This is a genomic window from Oenococcus sp. (assembly GCF_047725585.1).
Lineage (GTDB): Bacteria > Bacillota > Bacilli > Lactobacillales > Lactobacillaceae > Oenococcus > Oenococcus kitaharae_A.
Window position 1 is genome coordinate 291,750 of record NZ_JBDNNF010000001.1, and the last position, 23,986, is coordinate 315,735.

Sequence of the window (23,986 nt, forward strand, 5' to 3'; positions counted from 1 at the left end):
AAACCGCTTTTTTGATAGCTAAACTTATTTCTTAACATAAGCGTACTTGTAGTAGAAGGAATCACCAGAATTAAAGTTCTGCAGTCCCTTCAATTTCGGGTTAACCAGGCTTGGGTAAGCATTCCAATAAACTGGTGCCGCACCTGCGTCCTTGGCCAAAGCGACTTCGGCATCGACTTCATCTTTCGTCCTGGCTTTGCTGTTCAAAGCATCTTGATCCATCGCCCGATTAAAGGCATCTGTATAGGTCTTTGACTGCCACTTGCCATCATTGTTAGTACCATTATTTGTAAACAAAGTCAGATAACCAGTCGGCTCGGAATAATCAGATGACCAGCCCGCAACCATCACATCAAAATTCTGGTTCTGCTGATCGTGCAGACGCTGCTGGAAAGGCACAAATTTCTCAGACACTTTGACGTTTCCCAATTGCTGCCATGCCTGCTGAAGATAATCAACTTCAGGCTTAGAAACAGGATTTTCAGCCGTTGCTTCCACAGAAAGGGACAAACTTGTCAAGCCTGCTTGTTTCATCCCTTTTTTGAACAATTTTTTAGCCTGCTTGAGATTGTAACGATAGTAACGGCCTGTCTGCTTGCGCACAACAGTCCCAAAATTTTTGCCATCGGCCGTTTTGCCGCCAGCACCAACAGGTACAAGCCCAGTGGCAGCCTTATACATGCCGCCTGATATTTGATCAGCAATCGCCTGCCGGTCGATTGACCGGCTCAAGGCAAGGCGGATATTGCGATTAGTCAGCCCCTTTGTCTTGCCGGTCTGATTGAATTCCAGGTAAAAACTGGCATTGCCGTCATAAGTCTTGAAGTCCGACCGGTTCTTATTGGCCGCAACAGCCTGTTGAGAACCAAGCGGCGTCAAGTCTAAACGGCCTCTTTTATAAAGTCCGATAGCTGCCGTAGGCTCTTTAACGACTGTCTCGATAACCTTATCTGTCTTAACGTGTTTTTTATCCCAATAGTTGTCGTTTTTAATCAAGCTGAAAGAACCATTAGTGCCATTCCAGCCAGCCAAACGATAGGGGCCGTCATAAACCTGCTTATTCGAGGCTGTACCCAGCTGTTTGCCGTATTGGCGTGCAACCTTAGGGTTCTGAGCGAAGAATTGCGGTGCAGCCATTTCCAGCTCGAATTGCGGCATCGGGTGATCCAATTCAACGACAAAAGTCCGGCTGTCTTTAGCGTGTACACCCAGAGAACTGGCTGACATCTTGCCCGCTTGAATAGCATCGGCGTTCTTGATTCCTAAGAATTTATAGGCCGCTTGGCTGCCGGTCTTTGGATTGACAATTCGCTGCCAGGCAAAAACAAAGTCGGAGGCTGTCAGCTTATCCCCGTTTGACCATTTGAGTCCTTTTCGTAATTTAAAAGTCCATGTTTTGCCGTCGCTGCTATGCGACCATTTTTCAGCTAAGCCAGCCTTAATCTGACCATTTGCTTGGCGGCTTAATAAGCCTTCCTGCACGTTGATTGCAATTTGATCCGCATAAGCATCAGTCATCAAAGCTGTGTCCATTGTCGTTAAATCGGTCGGCATTGAAAAATACAATGGTGGCCTTTCTTTAGCCTAGGCTGCCAGTGGTACTGCCGCCGAAACACTTAAGCCGGTAATTAACAGCGCTGTCATCAAAGCGGCGCGTCCTCTTGTTTTTAAAATCATGTTTGAATACTCCTTTCCTTCTCAATTCATGTCGAAAATAAAATTCCTTTATTATAACCACGAAAATGCATGAGAATCAAATCAATTGAAAAAAATGTTCAACGTGGGGCAAATACGCCGCTAACATTTGCAAAATGATTTTTTCCAGTATAATTAAAAACAGAAATCGGCTTCTCAAAAACCGGCAGCAGCAACATGACATCGCGCTATATAGAAATTTATCAACAATTGAAAACCGAAATTATCCAAGATAAATATCCGATCGGTTCCTTTTTGCCCAGTGAAAGCAGAATGGCGGATCGTTTCAACTGCTCGCGGGATACCATTCGAAAATCTCTGTTACGGCTTGGTGAAGATGGCTATATTCAAAAGCAGCATGGCCGCGGTTCGCAAGTCCTGCATCACAATCTGATTAATTTTCCTATTTCCGGTTTGACAAGCTTCCAAGAACTCAAACAAGGCCAAAAACTCAATGCCAGCACAAGAGTCGCCGTCTTTGAAGAAATACAATCCACGGCGGCTAATCATCAATTGACCGCATTTCCGATAGGCAGCAGGCTTTATCATGTGGTTCGCGTTCGATTCATCAATGGCTCTCCCAGTGTGATTGACGAAGATTACTTTGATAAAAAAATCGTCAGCAAGTTAACACCCGAAATCGCTGCCGCCTCGATCTATGACTATTTGGAAAACCAAGTCGGCTTGAAGATCGCCTACGCCGAAAAATCCGTCACTGCCACACTCGTAACTGACCAAGACCGTAAACTGATGCCGGATCTGCCCAAATACGAAAATAGACTGATTCAAATTGAAAGTCGTGTCCATTTAGCTGACACGACTTATTTTCAGCATACGATCAGCCGTCATCGCCCGGATAAATTTCAGTTTCACGAATTTTCCAGACGCCAAAAGACAAACTAAAACCCAGTTGCAAAGACTGGGTTTTATAATCAATATTTAATGGCAATAACTTCATAAGGGCGCAGGACAAACTTGTCAGCCATTCTGCTATCTGCATAATTTGCCAGCAACAGGCTTCCTGATTGGGCCTCTTTTGGCAAATCGACCGTGACAGCCTTTTCGCCAAAATGTGTCACGACAAGCAGATTCTGATCTTGCAGCTGGCGTTTAAAAGCATAGACCTCAGGCACATTAGCAAACATCGGCTGATAATCACCTAGTGCTATCACGGTTTCTTGCTTTCTTAAAACGATCAAGCGCTGATAAAATTGGAAGAGCCCTTGAGGATCAGCCAAGTCCTTAGCAGCATTAACCTGCTGGAAATCACCGTTAGCCAGCCAGGGTTTATGATCAGAAAAACCGGCATACTTGTCTGCGTTCCATTGCATCGGAATCCGAGAATTATCACGCGACTTGCTTTTCACGATCGCAAACGCGTCATCGGCGCTCATCCCTTTAGCCAGCAGTTCTTGATAAGCATTTTGGGACTCGACGTCGACATAATCAGACATCGACTTAAAATCAGGATCGGTCATGCCAATCTCTTCACCCATATAAATATAGGGTGTGCCGCGATTGAGATGAATGGCCGCCGCCAGCATCGCTGCACCGAGATGATAATACTGAGGATTTTTGATGAAACGGTTAATCGCCCGCGGCTGATCGTGATTGTTCCAAAACCAAGCTGGCCAGCCACCACCATCAGAAAGCCCCTTGCCCCATTCATGGAGAATATGACGCAGTTTCTCAAAATCATAGGGCATTTTCGTCCATTTATTGCCATTTTCATAATCCACTTTTAAGTGGTGGAAACTGAAGGCCATGGATAATTCATGTCTGCCAGCTGCCGTATAGGCAATGGCATTATCGACAGTTGTTGAGCTCAATTCGCCAACCGTGATGACTTCTGGATGTTTAGCAAAGACATCTCGATACATATTCTGCAGATAGTCGTGCACAATTGGACGATCAGTATACATGGCTTTGCCGTTGCCGCCATGCGGATCATCCAACAGTTCCTGATCTTTACCGACAACATTGATCACGTCGAAGCGGAAAGCCTTGGCGCCTTTATCCAGCCAGAAATTAAGGACCCTGTTTAATTCGGCAATGACTTCTGGATTCCGCCAATTCAAATCAGCTTGCGAAACGTCATATAAATGCAGGTAATCCAGATCAGTATGGCCAAAAGGTGCCCAAGCACTGCCGCCAAATTTTGATTCCCAACTTGTCGGAGCCGACCCATCGGCTTTTTTAGGACGCAGAATGTAGTAATTCTGATATTTTTTGTCACCAGCTAAAGCTTTTTGAAACCAGGCATGCGCCGTTGACGTATGATTGAAGACCATATCCATCATGATGCTGATGTGATCGGCTGCCGCTTTAGCAACTAACTCTTCAAAATCCGCCATCGTGCCAAAGACCGGGTCAATCGCACAATAATCGCTAATATCGTAGCCGTTGTCGCGCTGTGGCGAAGGAAAAATCGGGTTCAGCCATAGATAATCAATACCCAGTTTAGCCAAATAGGGCAGTTTTTCAATAATTCCGCGCAAGTCACCGATACCATCCCCATTAGTGTCCTTGAATGATTTTGGATAAGCTTGATAAACAACTTTATTTGCAAATGTAGATTGTGTTTCCTTCATAAATTAGTTAACCGCATCCTTAAAGACATTTTTCTTTTCAACATTCCGGACTGTATCAACATCACTGTCTTTAAAGCCCCAAAGATAAACAGCCAAGAAGGACACAATCGTCGTAATGGCACTCGCTAGCAAAAAGATGTAAATATTATTCGGATTTGTTTTTGAGAAGAAGGATGGGAAACCAATCCAAGAACCCGTAAAACCAAACATATCAATTTTCAAAAGACCTGCAACAAAGGCACCCACGGCACTACCAACATTAGCCATCCAAAAGACACGGCCGTACTTCAAGTTAATACCATACATAGCGGGTTCAGTGACACCGGCAAAGCCTGACAGCGCACCGGCTAATGACAAACCTCTAATATCAGCTTTCTTACTCTTAGCCCAAACTGCTAATGCACCAGCACCTTGTGCGATCATCGTGAAGTTAATCAAACCATTTAAGACAGAATGACCAGTGGAGGCAATATCATTAGAGATCAACGGAATAACCATCCAGTGAAGGCCAAAGATGACCAAACACTGGTAGAAACCACCAATAACCAGCCCAGCAATAGCTTCGTTGGATGTGACCAAGAAGTTGATCACAGCAGCCAAACCAGCAGAAATAAGTGAAATTACCGGTCCAAAGAGTACCAGCACAGCAGCCGATACGATAAACAAAGTGAATAGTGGTTGGAAAATAGAACGCAGGCTTAACGGCAAGACTTTCTTGAACCAGTTGCCGACCGGCCTTGCCAGCCACGCTGCGAAAATAATTGGAAAGATTGAGTAAGTATATTGCGGAATGTGAATCGGAATACCGAACAGGCTGGCATTCAATGGAATACCGAACAACGTGCTCATTCCTTTTGTAGGTGCTGCCCACAGAGCAGCAATTGTTGGGTGAACCAGCACGCCGGCAATCGCTGCCACAACAATTGGATCAGATCGCAATTGTTTAGCTGCGGTGTAACCAACGAGAATCGGCAGGAAATAAAAAGTCGAATCGCCCATCGCGTTAATAATGATATATGTGGATGATTTGACATCAATCCAGCCTAAGTTGAAAGTGAACAGAGTTAAGAGACCTTTTAAAATACCAGAAGCAGCTAGCAAACCAATGATCGGAATCATTGATCCTGTGATCGTGCCGATCAAAACCTGAAAAGCATACTTGATCCATCCCCAAAGATTAGTGGGGCGTTTCTTGGCTGTTTGGGCCTGTGTGGCTGCGATTGCCTGATTGGTTGCGTCTTCATCGACAACACGATTACCCAGTTGTGCAATGACTTCGTCATAGACATCTGTCACGGCTGGTCCGATAACCACTTGGAACTGATCCAATGCCGCATTATAGACAGCCCCGGCAACACCATCCAGACTAGATACCTTATTGGCATCAGCCTTCTTTGGGTCCTTCAAATAAAAACGCAGTCGCGTAATACAGTGAATTAATTTATCAACATTATCAGCACCGCCGACACCATCAATAATATCGGCAGCTAATTTTTTATAATCTTGTTTTGCCATAATTACCTTTCTAATAAATTATTTGCTTGTCGCCTGGCCAATTTCCTGGCCTTGCTGAGCCGGTCCGTAATTAACCGAGAACTTGTCCAGCGCATCTTTGGAATTTGTAATCAGTACCATCGTGGTTAAAGGAAAACCAGCAGCTTTGATCATCGGCCAATCCACCTCAGCCAATTTATCACCACCAGCCACGACATCACCGACCTTCACAAAGAGTTTAAAGGGCTTGCCGTTCATGCTGACCGTATCAATGCCCATGTGTACAAGCACTTCTAAACCATCAGCACGCTTCAAGCCGACTGCATGCGGCTGAAGCACAGTGACCGTCCCGGCAGCAGGTGAAACGACAACCGGGTCTTCTGGTTCGATCGCAAAACCTTCGCCCATCATCTTTTGAGCGAAAACTGGATCGGAAACCGTTGTCAGGTCTGCCACTTTCCCGCTGACAGGCGCGTATAACTTTTCATCATTGATTAACTCTTTTTTCTTTTTGCCAAATCCGAACACATGACCCTCCTTAACTTGTACGTACAACATTGACCTACACCGTAATCATAAGCGATCCAGACACTCATTGCAAGCGTTTACATAAAACGCTTTCAAAAATATTATTTCACAAATAATCACACATCAAAAAAGCCCGTTTAACAGGCTTAAGAATTCAACAAGAATGAGATTGTGATCAAAAATGATTGGATCAATTGTTAGTTTGTGATGAGTCTGAGGCCTGCGCTGAGATTTGCTGACCCGAAATTTTCAAGACCTGATCATAATCGCGTAAAAAGCGAGTATCCACTTGGTGTTCGATTTCAATCACTGTCGCTGGAAAGGCCAGGATTAAGTGATGGATGGCCAAAGCACTAGTAGTATCCAGCCCTGAAAGAGCTTCATCAACTAGAAGAATTTTCGGATGATAAAGCAGTGCTGTGTCGGGTACAACGGAATGTAGTACAAAAACCCGCCTCACGAAGAGACGGGCTTGTATTAAGGCAAGTTATTCCATAAGGGCCTGCACCAAGCCCTCAGCCAACATTATAAAATAAAAAAACACAATATATTCACGATCCGGCAGGTTTACGCAGTTTGTCTTAGTAGATGCCGGCACTCCTATAGCAACAAAAAACCGCCAACTCAACGTTGACGATTATCCCTCTTGAATTGCCCTTGCTGGACTCGAACCAGCGCATGATGGCACCAGAAGCCATTGCCTTACCAACTTGGCCAAAGGGCATTAACAAGATATCATTTTACCATGATATCACGTTAAAATTCAAGCATTCGTCTGCTGTAATTTTGAATGATGAAGCCCATAGCCGTAATAGATAATCAAGCCAATCACCGTCCAGATCGCAAACATCAGTAAGGTCTGGCTCCTCATCTGCGTAATGAAAAAGAAACTCGTAATTCCGCCAATAATCGGAATAATCGGATAACCAGGGACTCGAAAACCATCCGCATTAGCAATATCAGCTCGGTGTCGAAGCGGCAGGATACCAAAGTTGACAAAGACAAAGGCCGCTAAAGTGCCAGCATTGATCAAAGAAGCTAATTCTGAAAGAGGTACCAACCCAGCTAGGAGAATCTCGATCAAACCAGCAATCAGTAGAGAGTTCATCGGGACATGCTGCTTACCGGTGATTTTACCAAGAAATTTCGGTAATAAACCGTCCCGGCCGAATGAGTAGATCAGACGGGATGAAGCAAATACCAAGGCCAACACACCTGTGAACATGCCAATCATCGAACCAATGCCAATCACAGAAGCCAAGCCGCCCTGTTTGACATAACTGAAGGCAAATGACGCAGGATCACTCACATTCAAGTTTTTATAATTAACCATGCCGGTTAAGATAATAGCAAACAAAGTATAGAGAACCGCAGCAACCAAGACCGTATAAATAATGCCACGTGCCATTTGTGTTTTTGGTTTTTTAACTTCAGCTGTATGTGCCGCCAGGGTATCAAAACCAATGAAAGCAAAGAAGATGCCCGAAGTACTGGCCCAGATGCCCCCAAGTCCAAAGAGGCCGGTCTGAAATTCTTTTGGATAGAAAGGCACGTAATTACCCGGTTTGATAAAGAAGATACCCACGGCAATGAAAAGTGTCAAAATGAGCAGTTTGATCAAAACGAAAACATTTTCTACCCAGCGTGTCGTGGACAGGCCGATCATCTGAACCCCAAGGATCACCAATAATAACAGCACGGCCGGCAGATTGATAATACCGCCTTCAAAGGGGCCAGCCAACACAGCTTGAAAACCTTTAATATGATTTGTTTGCAACAAGCCGCCCAAGTAGGACGAAAATCCTACAGAAACGGCCGAAGTCGCTAAGAAATACTCCAAAATTAGTGACCAGCCTAAAAACCAGCCAACCACCTGCCCAAAGACAACCGACCCATACGAGTAGGCCGAACCAGCGACCGGCATCGCGCTGGCAAATTCTGAATAGGCCATGCCGGAAATACCGGAAATGATGGCTGCAATCAAAAAGCCGATCGCCACAGCCGGGCCGGAATGCTGTGCTGCTTCAGTCCCCGGCAAGATAAAAATACCAGTACCGATAACTGTCCCAATTCCAAGTGCGACTAAATCTTTTGTGTCCAAAACACGTTTTAAGTGCGAATCTGCACTTGCAAACTGTGCAATCGAATCACGACGAAAAGATCGTTTAAAAATTCCCAAAATTGCCTCCCTTAAAAAGTAAATTGTCAAAATTATGCCATGTAAGTAGACGAATGTAAACAAAAAAAGCCAAAGAATTCTCTTTGGCTTGTGAAATATTTGTTAACTTTAATTAAAGAGTCGCGTCATACCAGGCTAAGACTTGTTTAGGTGTCAGTCGTTCGCCATCTCCGATGTGAGAAAGCTGTTTGCCATCCTGGAAAAGAACAAAGGAAGGAATACCTCGAAGCCCTTGAGCTTTAGCAATCTCAAGATTGGCATCGCGATCGGCGTCAAACCAATTAGCAGTCTGCGAGACGTGACCCCTGATGCTTTGGACGAAGGGTTTGATAGCTTTGCAGTCGCCGCACCAGTCAGCTGACAAAAACATTACCTGCCGTCCCGGCTCATTTATCTTATCTTCAATTACTTGATCGCTATTAACTTCTGGTTCATAAAAGTTCATACTTACATTTTATCAGTAAAATACGATTTGCCAAGTCCTTGAACACTTTTAACTGCAGGCAGACACAATGGCCGCCGAATTCAAGAGAATGCTGGTTGTTCGGACCATTGAGTCTATCTGATTATCTATATATCTGGCGTAATTGTTTGAAAAATAAATCAACAAATGCCATTAATTTTTCACGCGTTAAATAGACATTGTCGCCATTTTTGAAGGAAAGGACACTTTCGTAAGGAAAACCATCAGGAAACACAATCGGGCGGCCAGTCATAATTGCTTGATTAATAATTCGCAACTCAATCAGCGAATTAAAGCTTTCAGTAATTTTGTCTGCCTGATCCAAGGCTCTATTTGCAAACCGGCGATCCAAAGATAAAAGCACACTTTGCAAGAAAATTTGTTCTTTAGACTGAACCTGATCTAATAAGAGATGCGTCTGTCCCTCGGACCGATCAATATATTCTTTTGTATAATGCTGAATTGCTGGCATATCTGCTCCTCAAAATATCATTCACAGTTGGACAGCAAATGCTGTAGATATATAAATAAGGTTTATCTTATATATCTTCGTTTTCCGTGTCGACTAAATCATCATCAACCTTAGGATCCTGCACTTCATGCCCTGTAATTTTCTGAATTTCTTCAAAAAGAATACCCTCGCGCAAACCGGATTGAGAAAAAATCACTTGATCAGAATCAATGTATTGAAACAATTTAATCAAAGGCAGCATACCACCAACGATAATATCGGCGCGTTCTTTGGCTAGACCCGGCATTTCACCGCGTTCTTTGGCATTTTTTGACAAAACCTCTTCAAAAATTTGATTTGCCTCAGTAGCCGGCAAATGATAACCGTGAATCGATAAGCCAATCATTTCCTGCTTGCGTCTGGAAATTTTAGCCATCGTTCGATTAGAACCGCCAATAGCCACAATTGGGAAATTTCGCACTTCTGTCAACCAAGCGACATCCGTAAAAAGACGCTGTAAAGCTGTAATTGCTCTAAAAAATGAGACAGCCGTTACTTTGTCTTTTTCCAGATATGTTTCCGTCAAATTGACGGATCCTGCCGGCAGGGAAACAGCATGTATCTCCTGTCCATCCCTCACCATGACCATTTCCGACGAAGCACCACCAGTATCCAAGATCAAAGCATTTTCGATTGGCAAAGTTTCAATGATGCCTAAATAGTCATAATGTGCCTCTTGCAGGCCAGGAATGACTTCCAAGGGCTGATCCAAGGCACTTTGGAATTTACTTAAAAACTCTTTTTGGTTAGAGGCCTGCCGGACAGCTGCAGTAGCAACTGCTCTCACAGTAATCTCATCGTAGGCATCGATTTCTTTTTTGAAATTCTTCACTGCCTGGATTGTCCTGTCGATCGCATCGGGTTGCAAAACACGTTTTTTGCCCATGCCAGCCGATAGCCGTACCATTTCTTGAAAACGACCCAAAATCTCATACTGGCCGTCCTTCTCGTATTGACTGATTGTCATACGAACAGAATTTGATCCCAAATCAATCACTGCAAATTTTGCCATAAAGCCTCCTTTGTCTCCAGTGTAACTTATTGATCACCAATAAATTTCTCAGCAAATTTATCTGAAACGAATTTATGGTCCAGAAAAAGCTGCTGGCTATCAACACTTCGTCGACGTTTGGAATGTTTGATATAACTGCCATCAGCTTTCATTTTCCACATGTTGACCGTGTCAGCCCACATGGTTTCAAAAATTTCCGCTACCTCAGCTTCACAGGCGGGATCGAGAATAGGAACCATCAATTCTACGCGCCGATAGAGATTTCGAGGCATCAGGTCTGCACTAGCAATGTAAGTCAATGGCTGCTGCCCGTTAGCAAAACGATAAATACGCGAATGCTCTAAAAAGCGGCCGACAATGGAGTGAACTTTAATCTTATTCGTGACTGATTTTATTTCAGGTTTTAAGGTCTCAATACCTCTAATTAACAGATGAATCGGAACACCCGCTTGACCAGCAGAGACTAAATGATCAATAATCTCGGTATCATTCAACGAATTTGCTTTCATCCAGATACCGGAACTTTGGCCTGCCGCTGCATGAGCAGCTTCTTGATCAATCAAGTCGGTCAGTCTCGCCGCAATACCGTTGGGTGAAATATAAGCGAGTTTAAGTTCGCTTGGCATTGAATAACCGGTTAAATAATTAAAAATCTGAGTCACGTCATCTGCCAGCTGTTCGTTTGCAGTGAACAAGGAAATATCTGTGTATAGGCGGGCTGTGATTTCATTATAGTTGCCCGTACCAATGTGCATATAGCGTGTCGTTTTGCCAAATTCTCTTCTAACGACCAAAGCCATTTTGGCATGCACTTTCAAATTCGGCAAACCATAAATGACATGAACACCTTCTTTTTCTAATTCTCCGGCCCAATGAACATTGTTTTCTTCATCAAAACGTGCCTTAACTTCGACCAAGGCTGTCACTTGTTTGCCATTGGCAGCGGCTCGTGCCAAAGCCGCGATAATTGGCGACTGGTCTGACACGCGATAAAGGGTCATTTTAATCGCCATCGTCTCGGTATCATCAGCTGCCCGATTAATAAAGTTGACCACAGGCGCGTAGTCATCATATGGATGCTGCAGAATCACATCATGGTCAGCAATTGTTTCAAAAATACGTGAACCCATCAAATCGCCTGCCAGTCGAGATTTGAAAGGTTCATACATCAGTTCGGGCCGCTGGGCCTGCTTGATCAAAGTATCCAAAAAGGCCAGATCCACAGGTCCTGAAACACGATAAACACGTCTCTTATTCAGAGGAAGCGCCTTCTCGAGGTGTTTTTCCAGTTTGCGCGACATCTGTTTTTCAGCAACCAGTCGAATTACCTGACCCCGCTCGCGCTTTTTCAACTGTGTCTGAACTTCTTTTAATAGATTGGGTGAATCTTCCTCGGCAATTTCCAGCTCCATATCACGCAGAATATGAAAAGCGGATACCTCTTGAATATCATAATGATTGAACAGAAGGCTAATAAATTCCTGAATAGTATCTTCGATTAAAACATATGTCTGGCCATCCCCAGTAGGCAGCTGAATGACACGCTGCAGATTTTTCGGAACTTGAATAAAGGCATAACGATCAATTTTGCCTTTCTTCTTGCTGCCAGCTGCTAGTCGAATACCTAAATTCAAACTATCATTGGATAAAAAAGGAAAAGGCCGCGTACCATCATCAGCCATGGGCGTTAGAATTGGTAAAATCTCCTGCTTGAAATAATTTTGCAGCCAAGCATATTGATCAGGCTGCAAATCAGCTACTGCTAAGACATTCACGCCGCTTTTAGCCAGCATCGGAATCAAAGAACGCGCATAAAGGGAATGCTGTTTTTTTAGTTGTGTTCCGGCAGCAGCGGAAATTAAATCCAGTTCGGCAGATGGGGTTAAACCAGTGGGATCCTGAGTTATCAGATGCAGCTGCACCATTTGATGGATCGAAGCTAGTCGAACCATAAACCATTCGTCAAGATTTTTTTGCGTAATCGACAAGAAACGCGCCCGCTCCAGCAGCGGGTGCCTGATGTCTCTGGCTTGAGCTAAGACGCGGTCATTGAAACGGAGCCAAGAAATTTCGCGATTGACAAGATACTTTGAATTTTTTTCGTTTTCAGCCATAAATACAATTCTTACTTATTCTTACTTATGTACAAAAAAGGGCAGCCTCCCTGCAATTACCAGAGGCTGACACGTTTTTCAGGCGCACGATACATAGCGTCTTTAGGGCCAATGTTAAAGGTCTCAAAGAAATCCGCAAAATTCTTAACCGGCTCATTAGCACGCAATTTATTCGGTGCGTGTTCATCAATACTTGTCAAAAGTTTGATATATTCGGTACTAGCCTTCATACGCCAGATCTCAGCCCATGTTTTGAAAAATAATTCAGCAGAGAATTGATCATCCTCTTTTGCGGCCTGCAGCGCCGCTGAAAGTCCGCCCAAATCGGCAATGTTTTCCGTTAAAGTCAGTTTCGGATTAACTGGTGCACCATCAACGTCTAGGCCGGACCAGGAATCAACGATTGCTTGTGCTTTTTCTTGGAATTTGGCCAGGTCCTCGTCAGTCCACCAATTATTCAAAGAGCCCTTTTCATCAAAACGAGCGCCATTTGTATCAAAAGCATGTGAGACTTCATGCGCAATAACAGCACCGATACCGCCATAATTAGCTGATGCATCACGATCAAAGTCATAGAAAGGCATCTGTAAAATACCAGCCGGAAAATTAATTGAATTGGTCTGCGGATCATAGTAAGCGTTGACTGTATCGGGTGTCATGACCCATTCAGTATTATCAACCTTGGTGTCCCAGCGGCCCAAATTGAATTCGGCTTCTTGTTTGACCAAGACGCGTTCGTTTTCGGCCAAACTGGCAGTCAAATCAACTTTGCGAGCCAGAAAACGTGCCGGTACCTGATCTGGATAACCGATTTTAATCGCAATATGATCTAATTTACTGATTGCTTTTTTAATCGTCTCTTGACTGAGCCAATCGTTATCAGTCAGGCGGGACCGGTAAACACCGATCATTTTATGAATCATGGCCTCTACATTCTTTTTGGCTTCTGGTGAAAAATGTTTGATACGGAAATATTCGCCTAAGAGAAAACCAAACTGGCGGTGTGCCAAAGCATAGGCAGCACGAGCTGCTTCAGGTGCTTGAGCGGCACCAGTCAGTGTCCGAGAATAGCTGCCGGCAATCTTATACAGATCATAAGAGGCAAAACGCGCGTAAGCCGAGGCATTGGCTGCTATTAGCCAGTTCTTAAAAATCGGCCAGTTCTCAGAAGCGAAGACTTTCTTGCCTGCTTCCCAAAAACGTTCAGAAGTCAAAACAACGCGATCGACATTTTTACCGACTAGTTGGTCAATATAATGTTTCAAATCGACTTGATCAATAGTGGCTGCAAAATCATCAATTGATTTAGGATGATAGTTCTTATAATATTCCATTTGTTCTTGACGGCTAAGCACCAATTTCGGCAGCAAAGCATCAAATTTTTTAGCATCGGAGACAATCTTGGCAACATCCTCTTCGCTATAACCAGCGGCTGCCAAAATTTCGCTGGTCATTTTAGACCAAGCTGCCAGTAAAGCTTCTTTTTGCGGATTATCATCAGCATAATAAGTCGTATCCGGCAAGATAGTATCAGGTTCGTCTACCCAGAAAATATAGTGGTCAGCTTCTTTAAAATCGGGTGCAACGCCAAAATTAAAACCAGTTGTGTAACCCTGCATATCCAAATCAGCAGCTTGATCAGAAAAATCCTGAAAACTCGTTAGCTTGTCAAGGACGGCTAGAGCTTGTTTGACCGGTTTGGCACCATCAGCATTCCGCTTTTCCCAATCATCGGCTAATTTATAAAAGTCAACAAAATTCTTTAAATAAGCCGGGGCCTCTTTCTCCCCCTTGGCAAAAGCCTCAGTATCGGCACGCATATCATCCTCAATCGACAGGTATAAATCTGTAAACGAACTTGCAGCCGGCATATCGGGACGAATTTTTGCCGTTTTCAACCATGCTTCATTGACCGAAGCAAAGAGATCATCTTGTACTTTAACCATGTTTCCTCCTAAATTGTTTCAATTCTAACATTAAAAAGACCGCGATTGCTTGTTTGCCAAAACCACTCAGCATTTGTTAGCCGCTATCATTGACTCAAGGCTTTCTGCAAGAATACTATAAAAACAGACCAGTTTCTGATGATAAAAATACGGAAAGAAGGACCTTATGGACGAATATCGTATTGAAGAAGACAGCTTGGGGCCAGTGAACATTCCACAAAATGCACTTTGGGGACCACAAACCGAACGCAGCCGCCAAAATTTTTCTGCCGGCAGCAAGATGCCTTTAGTCTTAATCAAAGTGCTGTTGCAGCTGAAAAAGGCCGCAGCTGATGCCAATCGAGCAGCAGGTACTCTAAGCGATGATAAAGCGAATTTGATTATTCAAGCTGTTGATAAATTACTCGTACTCAATGATAAAGATCTCAGACAAGACTTTCCCCTGGTCATTTATCAGACAGGATCTGGTACCCAGACGAATATGAATGTCAATGAGGTCGTGGCACATATGGCAGGGCGGCTGAATTCACAAATTCCTATTCTTCCTAATGATGACGTCAATCAGGGACAAAGTTCAAATGATATTTTCCCGACTGCCATGAATATCACAGCTGCTTTGGCTGTCACTAAACTCAATCAGGCCATTCAACATTTAATCAGAGAATTAAAAAAGAAAGAAACGCAATATTGGCGGACTGTTAAGGTTGGCAGAACGCACCTTCAAGATGCCACCCCGCTGACTTTTGGGCAGGAAATCAGCGGCTGGGTCAGTCAATTGCAGCATGATTTGTCTTATCTGCAGACACTAGCACCGACGCTTAATGAATTGGCCATAGGTGGAACTGCTGTCGGGACGGGCCTGAATGCCGCACCAGGTTTTGCCCAAACAATTGCCAAAAAAATGGCTGATCTTTATCACATCCCTTTCACTGCTGATTCCAATAAATTCTATGGGTTAGCAGCACATTCCGGCCTTAATGTTGTGCACGGCGCGATCAAAACATTAGCCAGCGATCTCTTAAAGATTGCTAATGATATTCGTTTTCTAGCCAGCGGGCCAAGAGCGGGTTACGGTGAATTAACAATTCCAGCCAATGAACCTGGATCGTCAATTATGCCCGGAAAAGTGAATCCGACACAAGCCGAGGCCATCACAATGGCCGCAGTCCGAGTGTTAGGTAACGATGTCGTAATCAGTCTAGCGGCCAGCCAGGGAAATTTTGAAATGAATGTCTATAAACCTGTTTTGATTAGTGCCTTTTTGGAATCCGCTGATTTGCTCAGCACAACAATTACCTCATTTACAGACAAATTAGTCGTTGGGCTCACAGCAAATGTTCAGCGCATGCAAGAACTGTTAAATCAGTCCTTGATGACTGTGACTGCCTTATCGCCGCATATCGGCTACCACGATAGTGCCATGATCGCTCAGCTGGCGCAGAGAGAGGGGCTTACACTTAAGGCGGCAGCATTAAAATCTGGCAAAGTATCAGAGAAACAGTTCAATAAATGGGTTGTCGCGATTAACATGACCAACATCAAATAGGCCACCAGGAATGAAACACCCCCAAGTGAACTCAGACAAACAAAAACCGCAAGCTCATAAGCACAGAGCTTGCGGTTTTTGAAAATGTTTAATATCGTGATAAATTTTAAGCTGCTGTACGACGATCAAACCATTTAGCAATCAGAGACAGGCCAAAGTTCAAAATGAAATACATAATTGCCAGGGCAATGAAGACTGGAATTGTGTAATTCGAATTTTGAGCATAAACAATCTGCCCACGGAAAGTCATTTCAGCTAACACAATACCAACTGCCAAACTGGTATCCTTCACCAAAGAAATCAGCTGTGAAATGATTGGCGGAATCATCTTCTTGATGCCTTGCGGCAGCACAATGTGCATCAAAGCTTGGGCATTACTCATCCCAACTGATCGTGCACCTTCCGTTTGACCAGCTGGCACTGCCAGCAAGCCGCCTCGAATAATTTCAGCCAGCATTGTCGACTCAAAAACCGTCATCGCAATCACAGTCGCCCAGAAAACCGGCAGATACAGGCCAATTCTCGGGAGCACAAAGTAAATGAAGAAGATAATCAATAGAAGAGGCAGATTACGTATAACATCATTAATAATCGTCACGTAACGAGATAGAAATGGCACTTTTTCGTACATAATCACGCCAACAAAAGCACCAATCACGAGACTGGCAATCACAGAAATAATCGACACACCAATAGTTATGCCAAGCCCTCCAAGAAGGTAATTGATGTTGCTTGGTGTAAAAGCGTCAAATATACTTGCAGCGATAATCATCATGAGTCCTCCTTTGCCAATCCCTTAGTTTTTGCTTCCAAATATTTCATGTAATAACTCAAGGGCAAGGTAATAATCAGATAGAAAATACCAACAATAATATATGAGTTAAAACTATCAAAAGTAGCAGCGGCCACGTTATTAGCTGTATACATCAAATCTCCACCGGCCACAAAAGCTAGAATTGACGAGTTTTTTACCAAGTTAATGAATTGGTTTCCCAAAGAAGGAATCGCAATTTTGTAAGCCTGCGGCAGGACGATAATGCGTAAAGTTTGCGAAAAACTCAAACCGTTAGCACGAGCACCTTCCGTCTGGCCAATATCGACAGCGTTGATACCAGCGCGGACGGTTTCTGCGATAAAGGCCGATGTATACAAGGAAAGCCCAATCGTACCTGCAGTAAAACCATCCAACGCAATAACCCGTGTACCGACAAGGTAGAAAAACATCACAATAATCAGCAAAGGAATATTTCTGAAAACCTCAACATATATCCTGGCAATGCCGCGCGCAACCCGACTCGGAACGATCTGCAAAATTGCGAAAAGTGTCCCCAAAATCAAAGATGCAATCAGAGCAATAATACTAGACAAGACCGTATAACCGAAAGCCGTCAGAAAAGCACCAAAATTAGAAGTCAATAAATTTATCATCTCTCAAGCGACCTCCAGTTCAGTCCGGGAACACCACGGAACCATTTTCTGATCAAACGGTTATACGTACCGTTTGCAATAATTGCCTTTAAAGCGCGATTAGTCTGCTTAACCATGGCTGTCTGATGATTATCGTAAGCGACACCATAAGGTTCAGTGGTAAAAGTGCCGCCGACAACTGAATAGCCGGGGTTTTCTGTGGCAAGCCCGTATAAGATACCATTATCAGTTGTGAGCGCCTGACCTTGGCCGGCCTTTAAAGCAGCCATAGCCTGGCCATAATCGCCCAATGCCAACACTCGAGCTTTAGGAGCAAATTTTTTAATATTAATAACAGAGTTAGATCCAACAACACCAAGAATTGTCGATTTACTATTATTCAAACTACGCACATTTTTAATACCAGAACCGTTCTTAACCAAGATAGCTTGTCCGGCTTTAAAATATGAGTTTGAGAAATCAATGATTTTTTCACGTTCGGGTGTAATCGTTGCCGTGGCGATAAAACCATCAATATTCGCATTTTTTAATAACTGAATTCGAGTATTTGAAGTCACTACCGTAAAATCAGCCCGCATCGGAACACCAGACTGCTTTGACAGTTGAACCGTCAAAGCCTTAGCAATATCAACATCAAAACCTTCTGGCTCGCCGCTTTTGGTATTCATTAAGCCGAATAATTTAGTATCGGCCTTAACGCCCCAGCGAATGGCGCCCAAACGCTGAACACGTTCCCAGGTATCAACATGCCGAGCATTTCTGGCTGCCACAGCCGAAGCAAAAATGACACCTAAAATGATAACAACCGTTAGGATGATCGAGGTGATGATACCGATTCGCCTTTTTTTTGCTTTTTCCATTCAGTATCCTCCTTAATGATCCAAAACTTGATCAACAAATTGCTGAGCACGTTCACTTGTTGGTTTGTTGAAGAAATCTTCTGTTTTGGAGTCTTCGAGGATTTGGCCATCAGCCATAAAAATAACGCGGTTGGCTACTTTACGGGCAAAATTCATTTCATGTGTCACGATCAGGCTTGTAAGGTCAGAATCATTAGCAATCTCCTGGATAATCCTTAAAACATCACCGATCATTTCTGGATCGAGCGCTGAGGTCGGTTCGTCAAATAGCAGCGCTAACGGCTTCATAGCAAGACTTCGAGCAATAGCGACACGCTGCTTTTGGCCACCAGAGAGCATGCTTGGCATCGAACCAGCCTTGTCTTTTAATCCAACTCGATCAAGCAGATCTAAGGCATATTTTTCGTTTTCCTCTTCCGGAATATGATTCACAATTCTAGGAGCCAACATGACATTTTCCAGCACCGACTTATTGTTGTATAAGTTAAAATGCTGAAAAACCATACCAACACGTTTGCGAATCTTATTGATATCGGTTTTCGGATCATGAATATCAAAACCGTTGACGGTCAGATGCCCTTCCTGAATTGGTTCCAAACCGTTAATCGCCCGAATCAGGGTTGATTTTCCGGAACCTGATGGCCCGATCAAAACAACCGTCTCGCCACGATCAATGGTCAGATTTACTTTTTTCAAAGCGTGAAAACTACCGTAATATTTTTCTACGTCCTGAAACTGGATCATAATATCCTTTTTTTCTTCGGCCATATAAACTCCTTTCAAATAGGTCTTCTGGTTAATGAAATTATACAGAACATTGATCGGCAAAAACAAAAAATTATTAATTTTAATAAAAAAACGCCTTACTTGCCGGCGTTTTCCATACTCTGCATTTTATAAAGATCGTAATAATAACCTTTTTGAGCTAATAACTGGCGATGTGTCCCTTGTTCGACCACAACGCCTTTGTCCAAAACGAGAATCAAATCAGCATCTTTGATCGTCGACAGTCGATGGGCAATGGCAATTGTTGTTCGATTGGTTCGCATATTCTTGAGTGCTCTTTGAATAGCTGCCTCAGTCTGCGTATCAATGTTAGCCGTCGCTTCATCGAGAATCAGAATTTTTGGATCCCGGACAATGGTTCTCGCAAATGAGATCAACTGTTTCTGTCCAGCCGACAGAGAGGACCCGCCTTCCAAAACTGGTGTTTTATAGCCGTGAGGCAGCGAATCAATGAATTTATCTGCATCAACAAAACGTGCAGCGTCTACAATCTGCTGATCTGTAATTGAATCATCATACATCCGGATATTTGAATTGATGTCCCCATAAAACATAAAGCTATCCTGCAAGACCAGTCCCATTTTTTTCCGAAAATCGACAGGATCCAGATCTCGAATATCCTGTCCATCAATTAAGATACTGCCCTTTTGGAACTCATAGAAACGCATCAGCGCATTAATTGTGGACGATTTCCCAGAACCGGTGTGACCGACTAAAGCAATCGTCTGCCCTGGTTCAGCTGTAAAAGAAAGATCATGCAGAATAGTTGTCTTGCCATCATAAGAGAAATCGACGTGGCGAAATTCAATCTTGCCATCAGTAATTTTGCCATTAGCATTCTCATGCTGAGCAGGTTCATAAGTCGTATCATCGAGAATCTTACCTGCACGATAACCGGAAACGACGCCATCCTGAAAAGTCGACAAACTTTGCTGCACATTATTCAAGGGATTAAAAATGTTGCCGATCCAGTTCGTAAAGGCATAAATCGTCCCGCCAGCAACAGCAGCCGTAAAGGACTGATTCCCTAAATACCAGAGAATGAACACTGTCGTCATACCAAGTAAAAGCTGGTTCATCGGGCCAAGGAGCCGTGAGTCCATTTTGACCATGTGAAAACGTGCATCAAAATATTCCTGATTGATCTTTTCGAATTCGCTCTTCATGCGTGTTTCTTGATGAAAGTTCTGAATGGTCTCGATGCCATTGATCGATTCAGCCAACTTAGCATTCAGAGCGGACAATTTAGCACGCATATTACGGTAAACACTTGAAGAATACTTTTGATAAACCCAGATCGTCAGCAAAGTCACAGGAACGATTAATAGCAGCCAATAGGACAAACCTGGATCTGAAGCGAACATAAAGATATAGACACTAATGATTGAAGCAACCGCATAAATTAAATTGACCAGCAGCATCCAAAAATCAAAAAACGATTCGGTATCATTCATAACTCGTGTAACAAGTGCACCGCCAGGAACCTGATCAAAATAACGCATACCCAGTTGATGCAGTTTGGCATATAGACGCTTACGAACGTTATTTAAAGCCGTTTCAGAGGCTTGTCCATACCAGAAATTCTGAAAATAAGTTAATATAGCAGAAAAAATTTGGATTGCGCCGAAACCTAGTGCAAATGAGATAACGGCATTCAGCGGCGTCTTAGGGTCAGCCAACTGCTTATTCATGAAATTCTGCAGAATAAAAGGCAGATAGCCGCTGATTAAAGTTGAGATCAGAGCAAATAAGATCGCACCGGCAAACATCCAATAGGCTGGTGTGGCCATTTTAATCAAACGCCAGACAACAGCTAGCTGTTCATGTACTGGAATTGATTGCGACCAAATGCTGTTATTTTTTTTGTTTTTTTCTACAGTATTATCTGCCATTAGTTATCACCTCCAGTCAGTTTAGCTTCATAATGAGAGGCCATCTCCTGCTGATGGAAGGTATCTGCATAGTAGCCGTTTTGTGCAAGAAGTTCTGCGTGGCTGCCGCGCTCGATGACCCGTCCATGCGCAAAGACAAGAATTTCGTCTGCGTTAATAACCGAAGAAATTCTGGAAGCAGAAATAATTGTCGTCTGATCTTGACGCTGATTTTTCAAAGCTCCCAAAATCTCTTTTTCTGTACGAGCATCAACAGCTGAAAGAGCGTCATCTAAAATAAGAATTGCTGGATCGACAATCAATGCGCGGGCAATGGCAACACGCTGCTGCTGGCCGCCAGAAAGGCTGATGCCGTTTTCGCCGACTTCAGTCTCATATCCATTCGGCATTTGCAAAATATCGTCATGCAGCGCAGCTAATTTGGCAACTTGCTCGATTTCTTTTTGCGGTAGCTTTGGATTTGAAAAAGCAATATTTTCCGCAATACTGGTCGAAAAAAGGAAATTATCCTGGCTGACATAACCCAAGGAACTCAAATAGGCCGAGAGCTTATAATCGCGGATATCGTGTCCAGAAAAGTCAATCTCACCATCATATGAATCGAATTCACGCAAAAGCAGGCGTAATAATGTCGTTTTTCCGGATCCCACCGGGCCCACTAAACCCAGGGTCTTGCCACGGCCGACCTTGACATCGATATTTTTTAAAACCGTCTTGGTACCATCCGGATATGCGAAGCCCTTCAAACGAATATTCAATTCGCCTGGCTTGACCTGGGCAATGCCATTGGGATCATCGTGGATAGCACTTTTCTCATTCATCAAGTCCATCACACGATCATAAGAAGCATTGCCTCGCTCTAGAACATTGAATAATTGTCCCAAAGCAAACATCGGCCAGACCAATTGACTCAAGTAGGCCGCAAAACTAACTAATTGGCCAATAGAAATTGTCCCCCGCAGAACAAATTCGCCACCCAAGATAATCGTTAGCACATATGAAAAGGACATCACAATTGTTGCCAGCGGGTCAAAAAGAGAATCGACGCGGGCAACATGCGAATTCGTTTTAATCTGTTCGTCTGTCTGATGATTGAAATAATCGATATCTTCCTTAGACTGGCCAAGCGTCTTAATAACTTTCATACCCAAGAAGGATTCCTGTGTATGATCCGACATCTTGGAAAAACCTTCCTGATAAGCTGTAAACGCTTTACGCAGTCTCGGCATAATCAGTGAGACACCAAAAGCCAAAAATGGCAGCGGAATAATCGCAATCAGCGTTAAACGCCAGTCAACGGTTAAAATCATTGATGCCAAAACCAGAATGATGTTTGCCGATGAATCAAAAGTCATTAAGATGCCGCCGGAAGCAACTCGCTGGATCGAAGACAAATCATTAGATGCGTGGCTCATTAAATCGCCAGTCCGGTATTTTTGATAAAAGGGCGCATCCATTTCCATGTAGTGATCATAAAGACGTTTGCGCAGGGTCCGTTCCAACAAGGCAGCACCCTTAACGATGTGCGTGTTCCAGCCATAACGAAAAACATAAGACGACAGAAAAAGCAAAGCCAGAATCAGCAAAAACACCAGCAGATATTGCCAGGTCAAATCTCTTTGAACGACCTTGTTTGTAAATAGGCCGATCATGTAGGGCGGGATGACATGCGACAAGTCAGTCAAGAACAGCAAAAATATCCCAACCGCGTACATCCGCCAATGTTCTTTAAAGAACCATTTTAACTTCAAAAATATACTCATAAAAAACTTGCTCCGAATAAAAAGTCGAATTAAAAATCCCGATAGCTTCCATTCTATCTCATTGCGTCAAGCCCATGTTTACAGCTATGATACAAATTTTTCCGCTCGCTAAGATCTGCTCGCTGCCAATTGGATTTGTGATCTAGCCTAAAAAACTGCTGTCATTGCAATGATCAACAATAACAGCAGTTTCAAATTCAACTTAATCGACGGCTTCAGAAGCAATTAGGTGTAATTGGCCTTCAATTTGCCAATCAGATACCGTTGCCGGGATTAAAAAATGCATCCCCTTTTGCAGCAAATGTGATTCGTGATTGATAACAAGACTGCCCGAGCCAGAAATAACGGAGCAGAGTGTATAGGCACCAATCTCATGATGCAAGACTAGACTGTCGAAAATTTCCCAGCCCCAGACTGCAAAGTAAGGTGAAAGGGGTGGTTCAACATAATTTGTTATGACATTGTCTCCGATCCGTTGATAGGAGATCTTCAGTTCTGGCACCTTGAAAGGTACCGTTATCACCTCTTCAGACTTTTGAATATGCAAGGATCGTTTTTCATGAGTCTGCTGATCCACTCGGTCATAGTCATAAAGACGATAAGTCGTGTCCGAACTCTGCTGAGTTTCAAGCGCGACAATTCCTGCATTCAAGGCATGGACCGTACCACTAGGCACATAGACAAAATCACCAGCCTTCACAGGCAGCCTTTTTAAAAAATGTTCCCAATCGCCCGCTGCAATCATCTTTTTCATCTCATCTCGAGACTTGGCCTGATGGCCATAAATCAGATAGGCGCCTGGATCAGCACTGATAATATACCAACATTCCGTTTTCCCTAATTCATGCTCATGTTCTTCAGCATAGGCATCATCGGGGTGTACTTGAACCGAAAGGCTGTCTTCGGCATCAAGAATTTTCGTGAGTAAAGGGAAGGGTTTGTCAGCATTATGGCTGCCAAACAATTCGGACTCGTGCGCCCATAAATCATCTAAAAACTGTCCACGATAAGAACCGTTCTCTACTTGCGATCTACCATGAGGATGAGCTGAAATGGCCCAACACTCGCCAATCCTGCCATCTGGCAGATCGTAGCCGAACATATCAGCCAACTTACGGCCACCCCAAATTTTTTCATGAAAAACCGGTTTGAAAAATAAGACATCCACAATATTTCCT

20 protein-coding genes and 1 tRNA gene are annotated in these 23,986 nt (G+C 43.5%); 2 read left to right on the plus strand and 19 right to left on the minus strand.

Annotated features, from left to right (window positions below; all coding sequences use genetic code 11):
* Nucleotides 1-24: 24 nt before the first annotated feature.
* Nucleotides 25-1,554, minus strand: coding sequence for a peptide ABC transporter substrate-binding protein (locus ABF487_RS01405; RefSeq protein ID WP_415634283.1), 1,530 nt, complete (start codon nucleotides 1,552-1,554; stop codon nucleotides 25-27).
* A gap of 318 nt (nucleotides 1,555-1,872) precedes the next feature.
* On the opposite strand from ABF487_RS01405, the gene treR reads away from it, so the two are divergent.
* Entirely contained in the window at nucleotides 1,873-2,598 is a 726-nt protein-coding gene (treR, locus tag ABF487_RS01410; protein ID WP_415624591.1) for a trehalose operon repressor, read from the plus strand.
* A gap of 29 nt (nucleotides 2,599-2,627) precedes the next feature.
* Here the strand turns inward: treR and treC are convergent, their stop codons facing one another.
* The 11 genes from treC to ABF487_RS01465 form a co-directional block, all read right to left on the minus strand.
* A complete protein-coding gene (gene treC / locus ABF487_RS01415) occupies nucleotides 2,628-4,286 on the minus strand; it encodes an alpha,alpha-phosphotrehalase (RefSeq protein ID WP_415634284.1) in 1,659 nt (552 codons plus the stop codon).
* A gap of 3 nt (nucleotides 4,287-4,289) precedes the next feature.
* Nucleotides 4,290-5,801 carry a PTS transporter subunit EIIC gene (locus ABF487_RS01420; protein WP_415632819.1) on the minus strand — a complete coding sequence of 504 codons (1,512 nt, stop codon included), beginning with the start codon at nucleotides 5,799-5,801 and terminating at the stop codon, nucleotides 4,290-4,292.
* Nucleotides 5,802-5,819: 18 nt separating this feature from the next.
* A complete protein-coding gene (locus ABF487_RS01425; protein ID WP_263779462.1) occupies nucleotides 5,820-6,308 on the minus strand; it encodes a PTS glucose transporter subunit IIA in 489 nt (162 codons plus the stop codon).
* A 190-nt stretch (nucleotides 6,309-6,498) separates the two neighbouring features.
* Nucleotides 6,499-6,768: a hypothetical protein gene (locus ABF487_RS01430; RefSeq protein WP_263779461.1), complete on the minus strand. Its 270-nt coding sequence runs from the start codon at nucleotides 6,766-6,768 to the stop codon at nucleotides 6,499-6,501.
* 191 nt (nucleotides 6,769-6,959) lie between these two features.
* Nucleotides 6,960-7,032, minus strand: a tRNA-Gln gene (locus tag ABF487_RS01435).
* A 39-nt stretch (nucleotides 7,033-7,071) separates the two neighbouring features.
* Nucleotides 7,072-8,487, minus strand: a complete 1,416-nt coding sequence (locus tag ABF487_RS01440) for an APC family permease (RefSeq protein ID WP_415634285.1) — start codon at nucleotides 8,485-8,487, stop codon at nucleotides 7,072-7,074.
* Nucleotides 8,488-8,599: 112 nt separating this feature from the next.
* The gene (locus tag ABF487_RS01445; protein ID WP_415634286.1) at nucleotides 8,600-8,932 is read right to left on the minus strand and encodes a thioredoxin family protein; all 333 of its coding nucleotides are present in this window, start codon (nucleotides 8,930-8,932) and stop codon (nucleotides 8,600-8,602) included.
* A 121-nt stretch (nucleotides 8,933-9,053) separates the two neighbouring features.
* Nucleotides 9,054-9,422 (minus strand): hypothetical protein, encoded by a 369-nt coding sequence (locus tag ABF487_RS01450; protein WP_263779460.1) that lies wholly within the window; start codon nucleotides 9,420-9,422, stop codon nucleotides 9,054-9,056.
* Nucleotides 9,423-9,489: 67 nt separating this feature from the next.
* Nucleotides 9,490-10,473, minus strand: a complete 984-nt coding sequence (locus ABF487_RS01455) for a Ppx/GppA family phosphatase (RefSeq protein WP_007744487.1) — start codon at nucleotides 10,471-10,473, stop codon at nucleotides 9,490-9,492.
* Nucleotides 10,474-10,499: 26 nt separating this feature from the next.
* Nucleotides 10,500-12,587 (minus strand): polyphosphate kinase 1, encoded by a 2,088-nt coding sequence (gene ppk1 / locus ABF487_RS01460; RefSeq protein WP_415634287.1) that lies wholly within the window; start codon nucleotides 12,585-12,587, stop codon nucleotides 10,500-10,502.
* Between the two features lie 56 nt (nucleotides 12,588-12,643).
* Nucleotides 12,644-14,533, minus strand: a complete 1,890-nt coding sequence (locus ABF487_RS01465; protein ID WP_415634288.1) for a M13-type metalloendopeptidase — start codon at nucleotides 14,531-14,533, stop codon at nucleotides 12,644-12,646.
* A 166-nt stretch (nucleotides 14,534-14,699) separates the two neighbouring features.
* On the opposite strand from ABF487_RS01465, the gene ABF487_RS01470 reads away from it, so the two are divergent.
* Nucleotides 14,700-16,079 (plus strand): class II fumarate hydratase, encoded by a 1,380-nt coding sequence (locus ABF487_RS01470; protein WP_415634289.1) that lies wholly within the window; start codon nucleotides 14,700-14,702, stop codon nucleotides 16,077-16,079.
* A gap of 106 nt (nucleotides 16,080-16,185) precedes the next feature.
* Here the strand turns inward: ABF487_RS01470 and ABF487_RS01475 are convergent, their stop codons facing one another.
* The 7 genes from ABF487_RS01475 to manA form a co-directional block, all read right to left on the minus strand.
* On the minus strand, nucleotides 16,186-16,854 hold the full coding sequence (locus tag ABF487_RS01475) for an amino acid ABC transporter permease (RefSeq protein ID WP_415634290.1): 669 nt from the start codon (nucleotides 16,852-16,854) through the stop codon (nucleotides 16,186-16,188).
* Nucleotides 16,851-17,507, minus strand: coding sequence for an amino acid ABC transporter permease (locus tag ABF487_RS01480; protein WP_415634291.1), 657 nt, complete (start codon nucleotides 17,505-17,507; stop codon nucleotides 16,851-16,853). The genes ABF487_RS01475 and ABF487_RS01480 overlap by 4 nt, the downstream gene beginning before the upstream one ends.
* A complete protein-coding gene (locus tag ABF487_RS01485) occupies nucleotides 17,504-18,367 on the minus strand; it encodes a transporter substrate-binding domain-containing protein (RefSeq protein ID WP_415634292.1) in 864 nt (287 codons plus the stop codon). Before ABF487_RS01485 ends, ABF487_RS01480 begins: the two co-directional genes overlap by 4 nt.
* A 12-nt stretch (nucleotides 18,368-18,379) precedes the next feature.
* On the minus strand, nucleotides 18,380-19,111 hold the full coding sequence (locus ABF487_RS01490; RefSeq protein ID WP_036593922.1) for an amino acid ABC transporter ATP-binding protein: 732 nt from the start codon (nucleotides 19,109-19,111) through the stop codon (nucleotides 18,380-18,382).
* Nucleotides 19,112-19,230: 119 nt separating this feature from the next.
* Nucleotides 19,231-21,045, minus strand: coding sequence for an ABC transporter ATP-binding protein (locus tag ABF487_RS01495; RefSeq protein WP_415634293.1), 1,815 nt, complete (start codon nucleotides 21,043-21,045; stop codon nucleotides 19,231-19,233).
* On the minus strand, nucleotides 21,045-22,808 hold the full coding sequence (locus tag ABF487_RS01500) for an ABC transporter ATP-binding protein (RefSeq protein ID WP_007744498.1): 1,764 nt from the start codon (nucleotides 22,806-22,808) through the stop codon (nucleotides 21,045-21,047). The genes ABF487_RS01495 and ABF487_RS01500 overlap by 1 nt, the downstream gene beginning before the upstream one ends.
* Before the next feature lie 202 nt (nucleotides 22,809-23,010).
* On the minus strand, nucleotides 23,011-23,979 hold the full coding sequence (gene manA, locus ABF487_RS01505) for a mannose-6-phosphate isomerase, class I (protein WP_415634372.1): 969 nt from the start codon (nucleotides 23,977-23,979) through the stop codon (nucleotides 23,011-23,013).
* Nucleotides 23,980-23,986 lie beyond the last annotated feature (7 nt).